Genomic DNA, 20481 nt, shown 5'->3' with positions numbered 1-20481 from the left:
AGGTCGAGCAGTTCGTGGTGCTCGGCGGCGGACGGGACCAGGCGGCCGCTCTCGACGAGCGGGGTCAGGCCGAGCAGCCGGGTCTGTGAACGCAGGTCCGACACGACGTCGACGAGCTTCTGGTTGCCCGAGTACGCGAGCAACGTGACGTGGAACACCCGGTCGGCCTCGATGTACGCGATCAGATCACCCGCCTCGGCCGCCACCACGATGTCCTCGGCCAGCGCGCGCAGCCGCGGGTAGTCCGCCGCCGGGATCGCCGGTACGACGTCCCGGACGGTCGGCGGCTCGATCAGCTGGCGGAGCGCCGCCAGGTTGTCCAGGTCCTCGTCGGACACCTCGGTGACCCGGAAGCCCTTGTTCCGCAGCGAGATCACCAGGCCCTCGCGGACCAGGTCCAGCATCGCCTCCCGGACCGGCGTCGCGGACACGCCGAACCGCGCCCCGAGCGTCGGCGCCGAGTACACCTCCCCCGGCTTCAGCTCGCCGGAGATCACCGCGGCCCGGAGCGCGTTGGCCACGCTGTCGCGCAGGTTCTCACGGTGCGCCAGCCGCCGGACGCTCGGCAGCGGCCCGATCGAATCGGCAGTCATCGGTTCACCTCCCTGGTCGCCTATTGTGAAACACGGCGGTCACAGATCCCGGATGCCACCCCCGATCGCGGCGACCAGGTCGGTCAGGCGTTCGAACACCCGGTCCGACCCGAGCCCGTCGTGCTCGTACTCGTTCGTCACCCAGGCCTGCACGTTCCCGACCCGGCGCGCGGTGTCCAGCTGCAGCCCGGAGTCGACGTACATGTCGTCGAAGTAGACCGCGGCCGCCACCGGTACGTCGTTCGCGGCGAGCTTCTCGTGGTCGTACAGGTCCGGCCAGCTCGGGCGCCGCGCGAGCAACTCGACCGCACCCTGGAACGGCCGCAGCCCGCGGATCTCGGCGAACATCCAGGGATACATCATCTCGCCGGTGAACAGCAGCGGGCGGGCGTCCTCGGCGAACTCCGGACGCAGCGCCCGCTCCGCCTCGGCGGCCCAACCGGTCGCGCCGTCACCGGATCCGTAGATGCTCTCCTGGAGCGCCGCGAACAACGGATTCCCGAGGTACGACGACTGCGCCTGGACCTGGCCGAGGAACGTGTCGGACAGCTCGTCGCCGTCGAACGCCTCGTCGAGCAGCCAGTGGATCCGCTCGTACCCGGGCTGCATCCCGAAGTCGATCCCGAGCGACTGCAACCGGCGTACGGTCAACCGGTCGCCGTCCGGCAGCCGTACGTCGTCGGCCGCGAGCCGGTCCGCGATCCGGCCGACCCGCTCGACGTTGTGCGGGTACCTCCGGTAGAACTCACGGTTCTTCGCCGCGACCCGTGGATACGTCCGCCGGTAGACCTCGGCCGCCGACGGGTCGATCGACGCGAGGCCGCCGGTGACGTAGCAGGCCGACAGGCCCTCGCTCGCCCTCGACAGGTAGGTGAGGGTCAGGAAGCCGCCGTAGCTCTGGCCGAGCGTCGACCAGCGCTTGCCGCCGAACACGGCCTTCCGCAGGTGCTCCGCGTCCGCGACGATCGAGTCCGCCCGGAAGTGCGCGAGGTACGCCGCACCTTCCTCGGCGGTCATCGCCGCCATCCGCCGGGCGCTGACCGGCGTACTGCGGCCGGTACCGCGCTGGTCCATCAGCACGACCCGATGCGTCTTCAGCGCCTGCGCGATCCACCCGGACGCACTGACCGGCCGCGGGCCCTTTCCGCCAGGCCCACCCTGCAGGTACAGCAGGACGGGCAGCTCCTCGTCCTTCCGGGTGGGATCAACCAGCTCCCGGGCGAACAGGCTGATCGGCTCCCCCGGCTCCTCCCAGTCCAAGGGGACGTCGACAGTGTGCTCCCGTACGTGCATCCGGGGAATTGTGTAGCTGGTCATCTCGCCTCTTTCTGCCTGCGTCTGGCGTCCCACTCGGGATTGATCCGCGGTACGGCCGCCAGCAACGTCTTGGTATAGGAATCGCGTGGCTCGCCGAACACCTGTTCCCGCGACCCCAGCTCCACGATTCTGCCCCGGTTCATCACCGCGACGCGCTGCGAGATCTGGCGAACGACCGCGAGGTCGTGGGCGATGAAGATGTAGCTGAACCCGCTCTCCCGCTGCAACCGCATCAGCAGCTCCAGCACCTGCGCCTGGATCGACACGTCGAGCGCCGACACCGCTTCGTCGCAGATGACCAGCTTCGGGTTCACGGCCAGGGCGCGAGCGATACCGATCCGTTGCGCCTGGCCACCGGAGAACTGCGCCGGGTACCGGCGGCAGTGGTCCGGGTTCAGCCCGACCCGCTCCATCAGCTCCTGCGCGAACGCCCGCTTCGAGGTGGCCGGCGTGATGCCCTGGTACGTCAGCGGCGCGGTGATGATCCGCTCGACGGTATACCGCGGGTTCAGCGACGAGAACGGGTCCTGGAACACCACCTGCACGTCGTTCCGGAACTTCGCGAGATCCTTGCCCTGGGCCCGGGTCACGTCCTGACCGTCGAACACGACCGTGCCCTTGGTGGGCTCCAGCAACCGGGCCGCGATCCGCGCCGTGGTGGACTTCCCGCTGCCGGACTCGCCGACGATCGCTAGCGTCTCGCCCAGCTCGACCTCGAAGCTCACGTCGTCCACCGCGGTGAACACCGACTTCCGCGCCCTCGCGCCCTCGCCCCGGGTGACGAACTCCTTGGTCACACCGCGTACTTCGAGCAACGTCACAGTGCCACCTCGTCGTCGATCCCGTCATCGATTCTGGGTACGGCGTCCAGCAGCATCCGGGTGTACTCGTGCCGCGGGTCCGAGAACACCTGCTCCGCGGTCCCGTACTCGACCGGGTCCCCGGACTGCATCACCAGCACCCGCTGGGCGATCGAGCTGATCACCGCGAGGTCGTGGGTGATGAAGATCATCCCGGTACCGGTCGAGGTCTGGAGCTCGTCCAGCAGCTCCAGGATCTGCGCCTGCACGGTGACGTCGAGCGCGGTCGTCGGCTCGTCGGCGATCAGCAGCGACGGCGAACAGCACAGCGCCATCGCGATCATCACCCGTTGCCGCTGGCCGCCGGAGAACTGGTGCGGGTAGTGGTCCACCCGGCGTCCCGGGTCCGGGATCCCGACCCGGTCCAGCGCCTCGGTCGCGACCTGCCGGGCCGCGCGTCGCGATCCACCGCGATGCGCCCGGTACATCTCCTCGATCTGCAGTCCGACGGTGTAGTAGGGATTCAGCGACGACAGCGGGTCCTGGAACACCATCGAGATCGCGTTGCCACGCACCGATCGGAGCTCGCGGTCGGTCCGCCCGAGCAGTTCGGCGCCGTCGAGCCGCACGCTGCCCGACGTACGGGCGCCACGTGGCAGCAGCCCGAGAACCGCGAGCGCGGTCATCGACTTGCCCGACCCGGACTCGCCGACGATGCCCACCGTCTCGTCCCGCCCGACCGAGAACGACACGTTCTTCACCACGTCCACCGGCCCACGGCTGGTCGGCAGGGTGACCGTCAGATTGTCAACAATGAACAATTCGTCACTCACGAAGCCACCACCCGAACCCGCGGGTCGAGGGCGGTGTAGAGCAGGTCGACGACGACGTTGCCGATGACAACGAAGAACGCGGCCAGCAGGGTTACCGCCATGATCACCGGCTGGTCGTTCTTGGCGATCGAGTCGGCCGCCATCTTGCCGATCCCGTTCAGGCCGAACACGGTCTCGGTGATCAGCGCGCCGCCGAGCAGGCCGGCGAAGTCCATCCCGAAGATCGTGGTGATCGGCGTCAGCGCGGGCCGGAGCGCGTGCCGGCGCATGATCAGCGCGCCGCTCAGGCCCTTGGCTCGCGCGGTCCGGAAGTAGTTCTCCGACAACGTGTCGATGACGTTGCTCCGGGTCAACCGGGCGTACAGACAGGCATAGCCGACGGCCAGCACCACCCAGGGCATCAGGTACGACTCGAACCAGACAATAGGATTGTCAACAAAAGACACGACTGACGGGAACGGCAGTACCTGCAGCTTCACCACGAGGACGTACTGCAGGACGAGCGCGAGCACGTAGTTCGGCACACTGACGCCGCCGAGCGCGAGTGCCATCGCCGAACGGTCCCACCAGGTGCCCTGCTTGACCGCACTGATCAGACCGCCGATCACCCCCGCGAGCAGCCACAGCACCGCGGCACCGACCGCGACCGTCACGCTGACGGGAAGCCGGGCGGTGATCATGCTCCACACCGACTCGTTGGTCTGGAAGCTGTACCCGAGACACGGCGCCGAGCAGTGCACCGAACCGTAGTCGCGACCGACGAAGATCCCGCTCAGGAACTCCCAGAACTGGGTCAGGAGCGGCTGGTTCAGCCCGAGCACGTGGCGGATCGAGTCGATGCGCTCCGGCGTACACGTCTTGCCGCAGATCATCACCGCGGGATCCGGCGACAGCTCGAAGAAGATCAGGTACGTGAACAGGCAGACGGCGAGCAGGATCAGTACGACGCCGCCGAGCCTGCCGAGGACGTAGCGTGTCATGCCGCCTCCCCTTGGTCGATGAGCGTGCGGATCTTGTCGCCGAGCACGGTCAGCGAAAGCACCGTCAGGAACAGGAACGCGCCCGGGATCACGAAGAACATCGGGTCCACCGAGTACCAGCTCACCGAGCTCGCGATCATCTGGCCCCAGGACGCGGTCGGCGGCGAGACCCCGACGCCGAGGAACGACAGACCCGCCTCGGTGCCGATGTAGCCCGGGATCGCGAGCGTGGTCATCACGACGATCGAGCCGCGCAGGTTCGGCAGGATCTCCCGAAACACCACCTGGGTGTCCTTCGCCCCGGACGCCCGGGCCGCCTCGACGAACTCGCGGTTCGCCAGCGTCATCGTCTGGCCGCGGATCACCCGGGCCAGGTACGGCCAGCCGAACGCGCTGATCACCACGACCAGCAGCACCGGCCGGTTCCCGGACGGCAGCGAGGACAGGATCGCGATCATGAAGATCAGCGCCGGGAACGCCATCAGGAAGTCCATCAGCCGGGAGATCACCTGGTCGACCCAGCCGCGGTAGAACCCGGCCAGCATCCCGAGCACCACGCCGAGGACACCGGTCAGCAGGGTTGCCGACAAGGAGATTGTTATCGATACCCGCGCCCCGTACACGATCCGGGCGAACAGGTCGCGCCCGTTCTGCGGCTCGACACCGAACCAGTGCGACCCGCTGATCCCGCCGAGCGCGCCGTGCGGCAGCCCGCCCAGGTCGGAGTTGATCGCCGCGGAGTCGAACTGGTACGGCCCCCAGCCGCTGAGCTTCGTGATCAGCGGCGCGGCGATCGCCATCAGCACCACGATCGCCAGGAACACCAGGCAGGCCAGCGCGCCCTTGTCCCGGGTGATCGTGGTGAGCAGCCGCTTGCCCGAGGCCGGCGGCCCGGCGGCCGGAGCCGCCGGTCCCACCTCCTCGACCTCGGCGAGGGTCGGGCCGGTTGTCACTTGCTCGCGTCCTTCAGGCCGACGGACACCAGGTCGATACCGCCCGAGAACCCGTCATGAAGGTAGGCGCCACCAATGTTGCCGCCGACAAGCATCAGGACCTTCTCGTAGAGCAGCGGGACGACCGGCGCCAGCTCCATGATCTGCTTGTCCAGCTCGCCGTACGCCTTGTTCGCGGCGGTCACGTCGGTGAGCTTGGAGATCTCGTCGATCTTCGCGTTCACGGCCGGGTCGTTCAGCTGCGACAGGTTGGTGTTGCCCTTCGGGGTGATGTTGCGGCCGTCGAACAGCGGCGGCAGGAAGGTCGCGCCGGACGGCCAGTCCGGGCACCACCCGGTGATCGCGGCGTCGTGCTGCTGGGACGTCGTACCGATCACCTCGTAGTACGTCGCGGTGTCGATCGTGTTGATCTTCACGGTGATCTTCAGCGGCTCGAGCGCCTGCTGGATCGCGACCGCCATGGCCTGCATCTTCGGCTGCGCGCGGGTGTCGAGCGTCATCGTGAAGCCGCTCGCGAACCCCGCCTCGGTGAGCAGTTTGCGGGCGGCGTCGGGGTCACCCTTGTGGTCCGGGCTCGGGTACGGGTCGTAGTCCACCCGGCCCGTGATCGTCGGCGGCTGGATGCTGGTACCGATCTCGGCCAGGGCCGATCCGCCGTCCGCGTCCCGGACGGTCTGCTTGTTCACCGCGAGGTTGATCGCCTGCCGGACCTTCACGTTGTCCAGCGGCTTCTTCGTGGTGTTCAGCCCCATGTACGTCGTACAGCCGTTGATGCCGGTCATCGTCCGCTGCTTGAGCTGCGGCGTCTGCATCCGGGCGACGGTGGCGGCCTGCACGGTACCCGCGATCGCGTCCGCGTCGGTGCCCTGGCCGGCGATCATCCGCTCGTCGATCGTCGCCGGGTCCAGGCCGAACGTCCACTGGAACACGTCCGGGTTCGCGGTCCGGACGTCGTCGGTCTTCTTGTCCCACTTGTCGTTGCGGACCAGCTTCAGCGAGGCGCCCGGCTTGTAGTCGGCGAGCTTGTACGGGCCGGAGGCGATCGGCTTGCTGTCCAGGGCATTACCCGCGCCCTGGCCCTTCGGTACCGGCGTGAAGGTGTTCTGCGCGACCACGCTGCCGAAGTCCGCGAACGGCTTCTTCAGGTGGAAGACGATCGTCTTCGCGTCCGGTGTCTGGATTGTTGACAATTCGCCGGACTTGTACGGGCCCTGGTACGACGCGGGCGCCTCGATCAGCTGCTTCGCGTACGGCGAGCCGATGCCGATCTCCGGGTCCCAGGCGCGCTCCACGCCCCACTTCAGGTCCGCGCTGGTGATCGGCGCGCCGGTCTCGAAGAACAGGCCGTCCTTCAGCGTGAACGTCCAGGTCTTGCCGCCGTCGGTCGGCTTGCCGGTGTCGGTGGCGAGGTCGGCGACGATCTTCGTGCCGTCCGCGCCCGGCGCCGCGCCCTGGGTGGTGAGCGTCCGGTAGATCAGCCGGTAGAAGTTGTTCACGCCGCCGTCGAACCCGCGGGCCGGGTCGAGGTGCGAGAACGCCGCGTTCGCGAGCACCTGCAACGTACCGCCCCGCACCGCCTTGGCGCCTGGACCTTCGGACGCGCCGTTGGTCCCGGACGCACCGCCGCCACACGCGGTGAGGGCCAGCGCGGCAGCCGCCACGAGCCCGACCAGCTTCGAGGTTCTCTTCATCAGTCTTCTCTCTCGGTTCGCAGCCACACACGCATGGCCAGGGGCTGACGGTTTCCCCACAGGAAGTACGGCACGAGCGGCACCGGGACGAGCCGCGAGGCGGATTCCCTGGGCGTTTCGGTGATCACCGGGTACAGCTCCGGCGCCGCCGGCGGGGCGACGCCCGCGGTCAGTTCGAGTACGACGTGCTCGTCCTGCACCCGCGCCACCGCCGCGGCGACAGCTGCCGGCGACAACAGCAGGTCGTCCACCGGCGCTTCGACATCTTGTTGCTCAACGCAATAGACAAGCGGGCCCCGAGCAACAGCAATCGCTCCACGCGCCGCATCCACGGACGGATGAGCTGCGTGCGCCCTGGGTGCCATCGGCAACGTCAGCCGGATGACATCCCCAGCCTCGAATGCCCGCCGAACACGAACCCACCCGTCGTCACCCGGCTCGGGCGGTTGGGTCTGGTTGGTGAGGGTGAGGGTTGCTCCGGCCGACCAGCGCGGGATGCGGAGGGCGATCGTGCGTTCTTCTGGTGGGGCGTCCTCGATGGTGAGGGTGACTTCGCCGTCCCACGGGTAGTCGGTGGTGATGCGGACGGTGAGGTCCTCGGTGGTGATGTGGGCGGTGGTGTAGATGCCGACGTACAGGGTGTCGTCTCGGACCATCGCGACGTGGTCCTGGAGTTCGGACATCCAGCGGATGATGTTCGGCGGGCAGCACGGGCAGCCGAACCAGGAGCGGCGCAGGAGTTCGCCGCCGTCCTCGGCACCGGAGCGCTGCTCGTGATCGGGGCGGCGCTGCAGCGGGTTGTCGTAGAAGAACGCCGTACCGTCGGCCGAAAGCCCTACCGCGTAAGCGTTGTGCAGCACGGTCTCGTACACGTCGAGGTACGACGCCTTGCCCGTCGCGCGGAACATCCGCCACGCCCACTGCATCGTCGCGATCGCCGCGCACGTCTCGGCGTACGCCCGCTCCGAGGGCAGCTCGTACCGGTCGCCGATCGCCTCGTCGGAATGCCGGCTGCCGAGTCCGCCGGTGAGGTACAGCTTCGTCGCGACCATGTCGTCCCACAGCCGCTCCAGCGCCGCGAGCAGCGTCGGGTCGCCGGTCTCCAGGTGTACGTCGGCCGCGCCGGCGGCGAGGTACGCCATCCGTACGGCGTGCCCGGTGACCGACGGCAGCTCCCGGAACGGCACGTGGTCCTGGAAGTACTCCCCCGGGAAGATCGTGTGCTTGAGCTTCCCCTGCCCGCGCCGGTCGACGAACAGCTGCGCCTGCGTCAGGTACGCGACCTCGCCGGTTTCACGATAAAGCTCGACCAGCGCCATCTCCACCTCGGGATGACCGTCGACGACCTGCTCGCCGTCCACGCCGTACTTGCGGACGACGAGATCCGCGAACCGCCGGGCGATTGTCAACAATCTGCGATCCGACAGTTGACGATGGGCCGCCACGGCCGCCTGGATCAGGTGGCCCAGGTTGTACAGCTCGTGCCCCCAGCCGAGGTCGGACCACGGCTGCTTCGGCTGATCCGGGTCCTGGAAGTACGAGTTCAGGTAGCCGTCGTCCGCCTGGGCCGCTTCGAGCAGTACGACGACCTCGTCGTAGAACTCCAGTGCACCGGCCGGCGCGTCCTCGCGGCCGACCTCGTACGCGAGCCCCTCCAGCGTCTTGTACAGGTCCGTGTCCAGGAACGGGTACCGCCCGCGATACGCCCCGACCGACGGATCCGTCAGCCGCCGGAGGTTCTCCAGGTTCCCCGCCTTCCGCAGCTCCGCGATCGCGTGCGGGATCGTCGCCACCCGGTTCCGCCGCTGCCAGTCGTGCAGCAGCCCACCGGTCAGCTCGACCTCAACCTCTGTACCGTGTGACATTGCACAGACCTTAAGTGCAATGTCACACCTTGCCAACCCCTGGCGGAAGACGTTTACACGCCGGAAACCAACCGCCCCGCGCGCCGGTAGCCGAGGCCTGGCTCAGAGTCGCGGGTCGACGGGCTCCGATTCGAGGGCCAGCACGGCGAAGACGCACTCGTGGATGCGCCACAGCGGCTCGCCGCGGGCGGCGCGGTCGAGGGATTCCAGGCCGAGGGCGTACTCGCGCAGAGCGAGCGAGCGTTTGTGGCCGAGGTTCCGGTCGCGGAGGCGGGTGAAGTTCGCCGGCTCGGTGTAGTCCGGTCCGTAGATCAGCCGCAGGTACTCCTGCCCGCGGACCTTCAGCCCGGGCTGCGCGAGGCCCTTCGCCGTCCGCGTCAGGTTCGCGGCCGGCTTCACCACCATTCCCTCTCCCCCGGCGCCGGTCAGCTCCTCCCACCACGCGACGCCGGCGTCCCAGTTGCCGGCGTCGACGTACAGCCGCCGCGTCGGCGTGACCAGTTCCGGGCCTGCGGCAACCATCCGGTCCGCGAGGTCGAGGTGCCACCGGTGCGGCCGCTCGTGGTACGTCGCCCCCTCGGATGCGAGCACCTGGAACGGCGCCAGCCGGACGCCGTCCAGCCCGTCCGTCGGCCAGCAGTACCGCCGGTACGCCGCCGTGAACCGCTCCGCGTTGTCCGTACGCTGCTCTACCGCCGCGAGCAGTTCGCCCACGTCCAGCCCGGCGTCGCGCGCCGACCGCAGTGCAGCAGTTGCGGCGGGCAACGACGTACGGGCGGCCGCGCCGACGGCGGCGTACTGGTTCCGGAGCAGGTCCTCGGCCTTCGCGCTCCACGGCAGCAACTCGGCGTCCAGCAGCAGCCACGACGTGTCCAGCTCGTCGAAGACACCCGCGGCCGAGGCGACCGCGCGCAGCCGCAGCAGCAGTTCGTCGGTCAGCTCCGCACCGAAGAACGACCGCCCCGTACGCGTGTGGATCGCGCCGCGACCGGCCAGCCCGAACCGCTGCTCCGCCACGTCGTCGTCACGGGTCAGCAGCACGACCGCCCGCGAACCCATGTGCTTCTCCTCGCACACCAGCGCCGTGACGCCCTGCCCGCGGTACGTCTCGAACGCCTGCCGCGGGTGCTCCAGCAGCCCCGGCTCCGGCGACGTCGCGACCGGGCTCATCGTAGGCGGCAGGTACAGCAGGAACCGCGGGTCGATCGCGAACCGGCTCATCACCTCGAGCGCCGCACCGGCCTGCTCGGCGCGGACACTCAGCCGGCCGTGCGTCGCGGTCTCGATCACCCGGCGACCGGTCACGTCGGTGAGTTCGAGTACGTCGGGTTCGCGCTCCGGCGCCGTTGCCACATGCAACGGTTTCGCGGGCGCGTAGTACTCCTCGGCAGCCGGTACCGACACCAGCTCCCGCTCCGGGTAGCGCAGCGCGGTCAGCGAACCACCGAACACGCAGCCCGTGTCCAGGCAGATCGTGTTGTTGATCCACTCCGGCTCCGGCGTCGGCGTGTGCCCGTAGACGACCATCGCGCGGCCGCGGTAGTCGTTCGCCCACGGGTAGCGCACCGGCAGCCCGAACTCGTCGGTCTCGCCGGTCGTCTCGCCGTACAGGCAGAACGAGCGGACGCGTCCCGAAGTACGGCCGTGCATCCGCTCGACCAGGCCGGCGTGCGAGACGACCAGCTTGCCGGCGTCGAACACGTAGTGCGAGATCAGGCCGTCGATGAACGTCGCGACCTCGTCCCGGAACTCGGCCGGCTCCGCGGCGAGCTGCTCCAGCGTCGTCTCGAGGCCGTGGCTGATCTTCACGTTCTTGCCGCGGAGCGCGCGCAGCAGCTTGTCCTCGTGGTTGCCGGGGACGCAGTACGCGTTGCCCTGCGCAACCATTCCCATGACGAGCCGCAGTACGCCGGGGGTGTCCGGGCCGCGGTCGACCAGGTCGCCGACGAACACCGCGCGGCGGTCCGGGTGTACCGCGTCGACCGGGCGGCCCTGGTCGTCGCGGGTCAGCGTGTAGCCGAGGTCGGTGAGCAGCCGTTCGAGCTCGGGGCGGCAGCCGTGCACGTCGCCGATGATGTCGAACGGGCCGGTCCGGTCGGTGAGGTCGTTGTACAGCCGGGTGCGTTCGATGCTCACGGCATCGATCTCTTCGACGCTGTTGAGGACGTGGACGGTGCGGAAACCCTCGCGTTTCAGGCTGCGTAGCCCGCGCTTGAGCTGCGAGCGCTGCCGGACGACGACCTTGCTGCCGAACTGCCGGTCGGCGCGTTGCTCGTTGCGCTCGATGCAGACGCGCTCGGGTGGATCGAGGACGATCGCGACCGGGAGTACGTCGTACTCGCGCGCCAGGTTCACGAGCTCCTTGCGGGCATCCGGCTGGACGTTGGTCGCGTCGATCACGGTCAGCCGCCCGGCGGCGAGGCGCTTCCCCGCGATGAAGTGCAGCACCTCGAAGGCGTCCTTGGTGGCCGCCTGGTCGTTCTCGTCGTCGGACACCAGCCCCCGGCAGAAGTCACTCGAGATCACCTCGGTCCCCCGAAAGTGCTTCCGCGCGAACGTGCTCTTACCAGACCCGCTGGCCCCCACGAGCACTACAAGACAGAGGCTGGGAATCTGCAGCTCAGCCATCACTCCACCACCCCATCCAGCCCCCGCGGCTCCGCCGCGCGGGCGGGGAGAGAGGCACGCGGGTCCACCGCGGAGGTGGGGCGAGGAGCACGCGGGTCCGCCGCGGAGGTGGGGCGAGGAGCACGCGGGTCCGCCGCGGAGGTGGAGCGGGTGAAGAGGGCCAGTTGGGTTGGGGGGCCGACTTCGGGGTCTTCGGGGCCGACGGGGCGGAATTCGACCTCGTAGCCGTAGCGGGTGGCGGTCTTGGTCGACCAGGCGCGGAATTCGGCGCGGGTCCACTCGAAGCGGTGGTCCGGGTGCCGGAACCTGCCGGCGGGGAGGGACGGGAAGCGCACGTTGTACTCACTGTTCGGGGTGGTGACGACGGCCGCGGCCGGGCGGGCTGCGTGGAAGACGGAGTGGGCGAGCGCCGGCAGGCGTGGTGGGTCGACGTGTTCGACGACCTCCATCAGTACGACGGCGTCCAGGCCGGCCAGGCGTTCGTCGGCGTACGTCACCGACGACTGCAGGAACTTCAGGCGGTCGCGCTGCCGGTCGGGCAGATCGTCGTAGTGCAGCCGGCGTTTCGCGGCGAGCAGTGCACGCACCGACACGTCCGTCGCGATCAGTTCGCCGACCATCGGGTCCTTGAGCAGTTCGCCGACCAGCGCACCCTCGCCACACCCGATGTCCGCGATCCGCCGCGCCCCGAGCTCCCGCAGTACGCCGGCCACCGCCGCCCGCCGCTCAACCGCCAACGACACCGACCGCCCGCCGCCCAGCGACGCCGAACGCACACCCGAGCCCTCCGCCGCACCCTCGACCGAACCGCCCACCGCCTCGCCCGAACCCCCTGCCGTGCCCTCGCCGAAGCTTTCCGCGACGTCCTCCTCCGGGCTCTCGTCCGCGAGCTGCAGGCCGTCGGCCTCGACCAGTCGCTCCAGCGCGGCGTCGGCCAGGTAGCGCCGGTGCGCGAGGTAGCGCCGCGAGATCAGCTCCTTCTCCGGATGCGTCGCCAGCCAGCCCTCCCCGGCCCGGACGAGCTTGTCGACCTCGTCCGACCCGACCCAGTAGTGCTTGGCGTCGTCGAGCACCGGGAGCATCACGTACAGGTGGTTCAGCGCGTCGGCCAGCCGCAGTACGCCGGTCAGCCGCAGGTCGACGTACCGCGAGTCACCCCACGCGGGAATCTCCGGGTCGAGCGGCACCGGCCGCGCGTCCACGGTCCAGCCGAGCGGGCCGAACAGCCGCTGCGCGAGCGCGGTACCGCCGTTGCAGGGCAGCGCCGGTACGTGCACGTCCAGCGGGATCGTCCGCGCGGCGAGTTCCGGGCGGGCGTCGCAGCGGCCGTTCATCGCCGTACGGAAGAGTTTCCCGAGCGCGACCGCGAGCAGGCTGGAGGCCGCGTACGGACGGTCGTTCACGTACTGGCCGAGCGTGAAGCCCTCGGTCGCCTTTCCGCGGCCGGCCTTCACCAGGCCGATCGGGTCGATCTCCAGCAGGACCGCGGCGGTACAGCGCTCCGCCGTCGCCTCCGGGTAGAACACATGGGCCGATCCGCCGGTCACGTCGATCGCCTGCAGCCGCGCCGGGTTCTTGTGCAACAGAAACCCGAAATCGCTCGCAGGAGCGTCCACTCCGGAAAGATCGGTACCAAGCGTCAGGAACACCTGACGTATTCGATCACGTGTCGCGGATCAAGACACGCGGGTTTAGGGTCTGGCGCGTTCCGGGGGTTTGGTTCTAGCTTGAGAACCAGAAGAAGAGTCGCTACAGACCGTTCTTCCCCGCTGACACTCGGTACACGTCCCCGGTTTGTGGCGAGAGCCCACCCACGCCACGACTACGGGGAAAGGATCATGGCAGCTCTCACACGCCACACGGGGTGTCGCCGGTGAAACCCCAGACGTTCGAACTCGTCCGTTACGCCGACATCAGCGGGGTCTCCGGGACCGGCGTCGTCGCCGAAGGCTGTGTCTTCACCGACGGCTCGGTCGCCTTGCGCTGGCACGGCGCGAACCCCTCGACGGCCGTCTGGCCGGACCTGGACTCCATCCTCGCCGTCCACGGCCATCACGGTGCCACCGTGGTGCGCTGGCTGGACGTCTCCGAGATGGAACCCGTCCCGGGTACCGATCTGCTGCCCGGCGAGGTCGCGCACATCCTCGCCACCGGCCGCCGCACGCACCACAACACCCCGGCCGTCGCCTCGGCCTGAACTCCACGGATCTTCGGCTGACCGCCTGATTTACGGGGTGAGGCCGGTCAGGGCGAAGAACTCCGCGCGGGAGCTGGGGCTCTCCCGCAGCGTGCCGTGCAGGGCCGACGTGACCGTCCGCGAGCCGGTCGCCCGGACGCCGCGCAGCGACATGCACTGATGCTCGGCCTCGATCACGACGCCGACGCCCTTCGGGTCCAGATGGTCCTGCAGCCAGTCCGCGACCTGCTTGGTCAGCCGCTCCTGCACCTGGAAGTCACGCGCGAACAGCTCCACCACCCGGGCCAGCTTGGACAGCCCGAGGATCCGGTCGCCGGGCAGGTACCCGACGTGCGCCACGCCCTGGAACGGCAGCAGGTGGTGCTCGCACAACGACTGCACCGGGATGTCCTTGGCCAGCACGAGCTCGTCGTACCCCTCGTCGTTCGGGAACGTGGTGAGCTCGAACTCGCGCGGCGTGAGCATCTCGGCGTACGCGTTCGCGACCCGGCGCGGGGTGTCCGCGAGGTGCGCGCTCTGCGGGTCGCGCCCGAGGGCGGTCAGCAGGTCCGCGACGGCACGCTCCGCGGCCGGCAGGTCGATCTGCTCGCGGCGGGCCACGATATGGAGGGGGACGGACTCGAGGTCGGCCGAGATCGCCATCTGCACACTCCCTGAGGTATCAGCGAACTGCCATCATACTGTTTGATCAACCGAAGTTGTCGATAGAATCATTCCGTGGACACCTCGCGGGACACCTTGCGCGATGCCGACGTCCAGGCGGTCGCCGTACTCGAGGAGCCGACCCGGCGCCGGCTCTACGAGTACGTCGTCGCGCACGCCGAGCCGGTCAGCCGCGACGACGCCGCGAGCGCGCTCGGGATCCCGCGGACGACGGCGGCGTTCCACCTCGACCGGCTCACCGAGGAGGGCCTGCTCGAAACCTGCTACGAACGCCGTACCGGCCGGACCGGCCCCGGCGCCGGTCGCCCCGCGAAGCTGTACCACCGCTCCGCCCGCGAAATCGAGATCACCCTCCCCGAACGCCAGTACGCCGTCGCCGGCCAACTACTCGCGGCCGCGATCCAGGACGCCGAGACGTCCGGCATCTCCCCCCGCGAAGCCGCCAACCACCGCGCCCACGAGTACGGCCGATCGCTCGCCGCCACGTCCGCCGGCGATGGTGACGGAGAAGGAGGCGCAGCAGCCGGCGATGGTGGGGAGGAGACCTTGGTTCGGGTGCTTGAGGAGGCGGGGTTCGAGCCTCGCGGAGTTGAGAGTGGGATCAGGTTGGTGAACTGTCCGTTTCGGCGATTGGTGAAGGAGCATCCGCAGCTGGTGTGTGGGATGAACCTGCACCTGGTGGCCGGGGTGGTCGCGGGGCTTGGGGTGGCGTACGAGGCGGAGCTCGCACCCGCGCCCGGGTACTGCTGTGTGCGTCTCGTACAGTCGAGCCGTGGCTAAGGCGAAACAGGGTCAGGGGACGCCGGCGACGGTGGCGCTGGCCAAGGCGAAGGTCGAGTTCACGACGCACGCGTACGAGCACGACCCGGCGGCGAAGTCGTACGGGCTGGAGGCCGCCGAGGCGCTCGGGCTGGCGCGGGAGCAGGTGTTCAAGACGCTGCTCGTCGAGGTGGACGGGAAGCTCACGGTCGGCGTCGTACCGGTCGGCAAGCAGCTCGACCTGAAGGCGATCGCGGCCGCGGCCGGCGGGAAGAAGGCGGTGATGGCCGACCCGGCCGCCGCCGAACGCAGCACCGGGTACGTCGTCGGCGGCATCAGCCCGATCGGCCAGAAGCGCGCACTGCCCACGGTCGTCGACAGCACCGCCGCCGACCACCCGACCGTCTACGTGTCCGGCGGCCGGCGCGGTCTCGACATCGGCCTCTCTCCCGCCGACCTGATCGCGGTGACCGAGGCCCGTACGGCGGCTATCGCGCGCTGACGGTGATCAGTCGTCCGTGGCCTCGGCGGGGATCGCCTCCGCACCGGTGATGAACGACACCACGTCGCTCATCGACACCTTCTGCGGATCGACCACCCCCACCCGCTTGCCCAGCCGGTGCACGTGGATCCGGTCGGAGACCTCGAACACGGCCGGCATGTCGTGCGAGATCAGCACGACCGGCAGGCCGCGATTGCTGATCCGCTTGATCAGTTCGAGCACGTGCGCGGTCTCGCGCACGCCCAGGGCCGCGGTGGGCTCGTCCATGATCACCACCTTGCTGCCGAACATCGCCGCCCGCGCCACCGCGACGGCCTGCCGCTGACCACCTGACAGGCTCTCCACCGGTTGGGTGATGTCCTGGATCGTGGCGATGCCGAGCGCGTCGAGCTGGTGGCGGGCCTCGACGCGCATGGCCTTGCGATCCAGCATCCGCAGCTTGCCCAGCAGTCCGTCGCGGCGAATCTCCCGGCCCAGGAACAGGTTGGTCGTGATGTCCAGTGCGGGTGCGACCGCCAGCGTCTGGTACACCGTCTCGATACCGCTGCGCCGCGCTTCCAGCGGCGAGTGGAACTGCACCGGCCGCCCGTCGAGCTCGATGCTGCCGGCGTCCGGTTGCAGGGCACCCGTGAGTGCCTTGATCAGGCTCGACTTGCCGGCGCCGTTGTCACCGACGATCGCCAGCACCTCGCCGGGGTACAGGTCGAAGTCGGCGCCGTTGATCGCTGTCACATGACCGTAGCGTTTGACGAGTCCGCGTGCGCTCAGCATCGCCGTCCGGACGGCGGTTTCCGTGGTCATGCGCTCCTCCTCCGCGTTGCCTGGTCGAACGCCACGGCGCCGATCACCAGGACGCCGGTGGCCAGGTTCTGGTAGTTCGAGTCGATCCCCATCTGGGTCAGGCCGCTGCGCAGTACGGCGACGATCAGCGCGCCGACGATCGTGCCGACGACGCCACCGCGACCGCCGAACAAGCTGGTGCCGCCGATCACCACGGCGGTGATGCTGTCCAGGTTCCCGGTCTGGTAGGCGTTCGGATCGGCCGTCGGCGTCCGGCCGAGAGCCATCCAGGCCCCGAACCCGTAGATGATGCCGGCGACGGCGTACACGCTCACCAAGGTGCGGTCGATGTGGATACCGGTCAGGCGGGCCGCCTCCGGCTCGTTGCCGACGGCGTACACGTGCCGGCCCCAGGCGGTCTTCGCCAGCACGAACCAGGCCACCGCGAACAGCAGCGCGGCGAGCACCATGCCCATCGTGAACTGAACCCGGCCGAACAGGTACAGCGACGTACCGAGCCAGGTCAGCAGTCCGTTCGGCACCGGCCAGGTGGTGCCCTTGCTGTACAGGTTGGTGATCGCCGTCATCACGGCAAGCATGCCCAGGGTCACGATGAACGGCGGCAGCTTGATCCGGCTCACCAGGAGGCCGGACAGCGTCGCCACCAGGGCGCAGGCCACGATCGACACCACGAGCGCCAGTGGGCTGGGCAGGTGACCGGTGACGAGGCGGGTCATCAGCAGCGTGCCGAAGACCGCGATCGCGGCGTTGGCGAGGTCGATGCCGCTGGTCAGGATCACCAGGGTCTGGCCGAGCGCCAGCGTACCGACGACGATCGACTGCTGGACGATGAACGAGAAGTTGTCGATGTTCGCGAACGTGCTGGTGGCGAAGGAGAAGAAGACGATCGCCACCAGCAGAGCAGCGGTCGGGCCGAGCACCGGGTTGCGCGCGAACAGCGCCCGCACCGAGTCACTGCGCCGGCCGGTGTCAGCGGTGGTCGTTGCCGCAGTCATCGATCATCACCCCCAGCAGTTCTGCGCGCCCCAGGTGGTGTCCTTGGACGCCAGACCAGGCACGGGGTGGTCGGTGATCAGGGTCGCGCCGGTGTCGACGAAGCCGGACGGCTTCTTGCCGGTCTGCGCGTAGTCGAAGACCGCGTTCACGCCGTCCTCGGCCATCTTCTTCGGGAACTGCATCACGGTGGCGACGAACTGACCGTCCTTCACGTTCTGTACGCCCTGGCAGCCGCCGTCGATCCCGCCGACGATCACCTTGCCGGTCAGGCCCTTCTCCTTGAGCGCCTGGTACGCGCCCCGGGCGGCCGGCTCGTTGATGTTGTACACCGCGTTGACCTGGCCACCGACCCGCTGGAGCAGGTTCTCCATCGCCTGCTGGGCCTTGGTCTGGTCGCCCTGGGTGAGAGCGCTGCCGATGATGTCCGGCGTGTTCAGCGGCAGGCCCATGCCTTCGAGGAATCCGTTGTGCCGCTGTTTGCCGACGCTGGCGCTCGGGTCGAGATCCATCATCACCAGCTGCGGCTTGGTGCTGCCGAGCCGCGCCTTGACGTACTGGCCGATCAGCTTGCCCGCGGTCTCGTTGTTGGTCGCGTACGTCGCCGCGACCGCGTCGGCGGGTTCGGTCTGGGTGTCCAGGGCGATCACCACCACGCCCTTGTCCTGTGCCTGCTTGATCGCACCGAGCACCCCGGCCGAGTTGCTCGGCGTGATCAGGATGCCCTTGACGCCCTGCTGGACCAGGTTCTCGATCGCGGTCACCTGACCTTCGTTGTCACCGTCGAACTTGCCGGCCAGCGCGATCAGCGTGCCGCCCTTGGCCTTGGCCGCGGCCTTCGCCGACTCGCGGAGCTTGACGAAGTACGGGTTGGTCTCGGTCTTGGTCACGAGCCCGACCTTGACCGGGCCGGAGCCACCAGAGCCCGAGCCCGAGCCGGGACCCGAGGTCTTGGTCGTCGTACAGGCGCTGAGCGCCACGGCGCCGGCACACACGAGTGCGGCCGCGGCAGCGGCCGACCGCCGGAATCCGGTGAACATCATCAGAGCACCTCCTGCTTTCCTGAGCTGTTTGCGCGACCGATCCGGGCCGAGCGGGTGCAGCCAAGCTAGAACCGCTCAGATGAGCAGGGAATGATTTGCGCAAAGGATTGCGTGGTTGTTTCCGGACAGAGACGATTCCCGCATGGCCGGCCCCCGTCGCGGTGCGCGGCTGGTCGATGTGGCCAAGCTGGCCGAGGTGTCGATCAGCACCGTCTCCCATGTCCTGAACGGCACCCGGTACGTCGCGCCGGAGACCAGGGAACGGGTCCGGCACGCGCTCGAGGCTCTCGACTACGCACCGCCGGCGCCGATCGTGCCGAAGCGGTCCGGGCGTGCGCTCGGGCTGGCCATCACCGGCGCGTCCAACCCGTACTTCGGCGACCTGATCGCCGGCGTCGAGTCGGAGGCGAGCCGGGCCGGCTTCGCGCTGCTGCTCTGCGACACCCACGACGACACCCAACTCGAGGCCAAGGCGGTCGCCACCCTGCTCGCGCACAACGTCGAGGCGGTCGTCATCGCGCCGACGCCAGGCTGGAAGGAGACAACGTTGCCGGTGTTGCGCAAGCACAACACCCCGTTCGTGCTCGTCGACCGGATGAGCGACATCCGTGCCGACCAGGTCGGCACCGAGAACGAATCGGTGGCCGCCGCCCTGGTCGAGCACCTGATCGACCTCGGCCATCGCCGGATCGGCATGCTGGCCGGTCTCGAGGGCCTGTCCACCACGGACGAGCGGCGGCGGGGCTACCGGCGCGCGCACGAGACCGCCGGGATCGAGGTCGACCCCGAGCTGATCGTCGACGCCCACTCGACCGTGACCGGCGGCCGGGCCGGGGTGATCTCGCTGCTGCACCGGCCGGATCCGCCGACCGCGATCTTCGGTGCCAACAACGCGATGACCATCGGGGCGCTGCTCGCGCTCAAGCAGACCCGGCGGCGGATCCCCGAGGACATCGCCCTGGTGACATTCGACGACTTCGAGTGGGCCAGCGCGATGTCCCCCGCCCTCACCGCGGCGGCGCAACCGTTCCACGCGATGGGCGCCCGAGCGGTGCAGCTCCTGCTCCGGCGGCTGGAGGACCCGTTCGCACCCCGCCGGATCGAACGGCTGCCGGCCGAGATCGAGCACCGGGAGAGCTGCGGCTGCCGGCCCTTGGCCGATCCGGCCGCCCACGCCGAGCAGGAGCTGTCAGGGTGACGGTTCGGAGTCGTCCGCGCTACGACGAGACCACCGCCCTCGCCCGTGCCGTCGATCTCCTGCGGCGGACGCGGCGGTCCGTCCTCGGCATCGCCGGATCACCCGGCGCCGGCAAGTCGACGTACGCCGAACGACTCGTCCGGAACCTGACTGCCTTGGGTCATCCGGCGGCGCTGGTGCCGATGGACGGCTTCCACCTCGCCCAGACGATGCTGGCCGAACTCGGACTGGTGCCGGTCAAGGGCGCGCCGCAGACCTTCGACGTGGACGGGTACGTCGCGTTGCTCGGACGGCTGCGGCAGCCGGCCGGGCGAACCATCTGGGCGCCACGGTTCGACCGGGACCTCGAAGAGCCGATCGCCGCCGGCCTCGCCGTACCCGACGAGGCCCGGCTGGTGGTGACCGAAGGCAACTACCTGCTGCTCGATCAGGGGCCCTGGGCAACGGTCCGGACACTGCTGGACGAGTGCTGGTTCCTCGACGTCGACCCGGCGGTACGCCGGCACCGGCTGACCGCCCGGCATGTCCGGCACGGCCGCAGTGCGGACGAGGCGGTGGCGCGGACGACGGGCAGCGACGAGGTGAACGCCCGCCTCGTCCACGCCACCCGGGCCCGCGCCGACGCCTTGCTGTCGGTCAGCCGGTGATACCCGCTGTGCCGGTTT

General features: G+C 69.3%; 19 protein-coding genes. 5 read left to right on the top strand and 14 right to left on the bottom strand.

Annotated elements, in window-relative coordinates; translation table 11 throughout:
* From VFF46_RS07420 to VFF46_RS07375, 10 genes are all read right to left on the bottom strand, one after another.
* Positions 1–593: GntR family transcriptional regulator (locus VFF46_RS07420; RefSeq protein ID WP_325036276.1), on the bottom strand; the 593-nt coding region annotated here is incomplete at its 3' end.
* Positions 594–632: 39 nt separating this feature from the next.
* Positions 633–1910 carry an alpha/beta fold hydrolase gene (locus VFF46_RS07415; protein WP_325036275.1) on the bottom strand — a complete coding sequence of 426 codons (1278 nt, stop codon included), beginning with the start codon at positions 1908–1910 and terminating at the stop codon, positions 633–635.
* On the bottom strand, positions 1907–2731 hold the full coding sequence (locus VFF46_RS07410) for an ATP-binding cassette domain-containing protein (protein ID WP_325036274.1): 825 nt from the start codon (positions 2729–2731) through the stop codon (positions 1907–1909). The genes VFF46_RS07415 and VFF46_RS07410 overlap by 4 nt, the downstream gene beginning before the upstream one ends.
* Positions 2728–3543 (bottom strand): ABC transporter ATP-binding protein, encoded by an 816-nt coding sequence (locus VFF46_RS07405; RefSeq protein WP_325036273.1) that lies wholly within the window; start codon positions 3541–3543, stop codon positions 2728–2730. The genes VFF46_RS07410 and VFF46_RS07405 overlap by 4 nt, the downstream gene beginning before the upstream one ends.
* Complete coding sequence (locus tag VFF46_RS07400) at positions 3540–4523, bottom strand: ABC transporter permease (RefSeq protein ID WP_325036272.1); 984 nt, start codon at positions 4521–4523, stop codon at positions 3540–3542. The genes VFF46_RS07405 and VFF46_RS07400 overlap by 4 nt, the downstream gene beginning before the upstream one ends.
* On the bottom strand, positions 4520–5476 hold the full coding sequence (locus VFF46_RS07395) for an ABC transporter permease (RefSeq protein WP_325036271.1): 957 nt from the start codon (positions 5474–5476) through the stop codon (positions 4520–4522). The genes VFF46_RS07400 and VFF46_RS07395 overlap by 4 nt, the downstream gene beginning before the upstream one ends.
* The gene (locus VFF46_RS07390; RefSeq protein ID WP_325036270.1) at positions 5473–7167 is read right to left on the bottom strand and encodes an ABC transporter substrate-binding protein; all 1695 of its coding nucleotides are present in this window, start codon (positions 7165–7167) and stop codon (positions 5473–5475) included. The genes VFF46_RS07395 and VFF46_RS07390 overlap by 4 nt, the downstream gene beginning before the upstream one ends.
* Entirely contained in the window at positions 7167–9032 is a 1866-nt protein-coding gene (locus VFF46_RS07385; RefSeq protein WP_325036269.1) for a glycoside hydrolase family 127 protein, read from the bottom strand. Before VFF46_RS07385 ends, VFF46_RS07390 begins: the two co-directional genes overlap by 1 nt.
* 102 nt (positions 9033–9134) lie before the next feature.
* Positions 9135–11660, bottom strand: coding sequence for a polynucleotide kinase-phosphatase (locus VFF46_RS07380; protein WP_325036268.1), 2526 nt, complete (start codon positions 11658–11660; stop codon positions 9135–9137).
* On the bottom strand, positions 11660–13276 hold the full coding sequence (locus VFF46_RS07375; protein ID WP_325036267.1) for a 3' terminal RNA ribose 2'-O-methyltransferase Hen1: 1617 nt from the start codon (positions 13274–13276) through the stop codon (positions 11660–11662). The genes VFF46_RS07380 and VFF46_RS07375 overlap by 1 nt, the downstream gene beginning before the upstream one ends.
* Before the next feature lie 257 nt (positions 13277–13533).
* Here VFF46_RS07375 and VFF46_RS07370 point away from each other — a divergent pair, with 257 nt between their 5' ends.
* On the top strand, positions 13534–13857 hold the full coding sequence (locus tag VFF46_RS07370; RefSeq protein ID WP_325036266.1) for a hypothetical protein: 324 nt from the start codon (positions 13534–13536) through the stop codon (positions 13855–13857).
* A gap of 30 nt (positions 13858–13887) precedes the next feature.
* Here VFF46_RS07370 and folE read toward each other — a convergent pair whose 3' ends face one another.
* Positions 13888–14499, bottom strand: a complete 612-nt coding sequence (gene folE, locus VFF46_RS07365) for a GTP cyclohydrolase I FolE (RefSeq protein WP_325036265.1) — start codon at positions 14497–14499, stop codon at positions 13888–13890.
* A 75-nt stretch (positions 14500–14574) separates the two neighbouring features.
* On the opposite strand from folE, the gene VFF46_RS07360 reads away from it, so the two are divergent.
* Entirely contained in the window at positions 14575–15300 is a 726-nt protein-coding gene (locus VFF46_RS07360) for a helix-turn-helix transcriptional regulator (RefSeq protein ID WP_325036264.1), read from the top strand.
* Positions 15293–15781, top strand: a complete 489-nt coding sequence (gene ybaK / locus VFF46_RS07355; RefSeq protein WP_325036263.1) for a Cys-tRNA(Pro) deacylase — start codon at positions 15293–15295, stop codon at positions 15779–15781. The genes VFF46_RS07360 and ybaK overlap by 8 nt, the downstream gene beginning before the upstream one ends.
* Before the next feature lie 6 nt (positions 15782–15787).
* Here ybaK and VFF46_RS07350 read toward each other — a convergent pair whose 3' ends face one another.
* The 3 genes from VFF46_RS07350 to VFF46_RS07340 are packed head-to-tail and all read right to left on the bottom strand — an operon-like array spanning position 15788 to position 18618.
* A complete protein-coding gene (locus VFF46_RS07350) occupies positions 15788–16582 on the bottom strand; it encodes an ATP-binding cassette domain-containing protein (protein WP_325036262.1) in 795 nt (264 codons plus the stop codon).
* Positions 16579–17577 (bottom strand): ABC transporter permease, encoded by a 999-nt coding sequence (locus tag VFF46_RS07345; RefSeq protein WP_325036261.1) that lies wholly within the window; start codon positions 17575–17577, stop codon positions 16579–16581. Before VFF46_RS07345 ends, VFF46_RS07350 begins: the two co-directional genes overlap by 4 nt.
* 6 nt (positions 17578–17583) lie before the next feature.
* The gene (locus VFF46_RS07340; protein WP_325036260.1) at positions 17584–18618 is read right to left on the bottom strand and encodes a substrate-binding domain-containing protein; all 1035 of its coding nucleotides are present in this window, start codon (positions 18616–18618) and stop codon (positions 17584–17586) included.
* Positions 18619–18760: 142 nt separating this feature from the next.
* Here VFF46_RS07340 and VFF46_RS07335 point away from each other — a divergent pair, with 142 nt between their 5' ends.
* Positions 18761–19816 (top strand): LacI family DNA-binding transcriptional regulator, encoded by a 1056-nt coding sequence (locus VFF46_RS07335; protein ID WP_325036259.1) that lies wholly within the window; start codon positions 18761–18763, stop codon positions 19814–19816.
* Positions 19813–20463 carry a nucleoside/nucleotide kinase family protein gene (locus VFF46_RS07330; protein ID WP_325036258.1) on the top strand — a complete coding sequence of 217 codons (651 nt, stop codon included), beginning with the start codon at positions 19813–19815 and terminating at the stop codon, positions 20461–20463. The genes VFF46_RS07335 and VFF46_RS07330 overlap by 4 nt, the downstream gene beginning before the upstream one ends.
* The last annotated feature ends 18 nt before the right edge of the window (positions 20464–20481 follow it).

The organism is Kribbella sp. (genome assembly GCF_035655035.1).
GTDB lineage: Bacteria > Actinomycetota > Actinomycetes > Propionibacteriales > Kribbellaceae > Kribbella.
The sequence above is the reverse complement of the archived record's forward strand: the minus strand, read 5'-3'. Positions and strand labels throughout refer to the sequence as shown.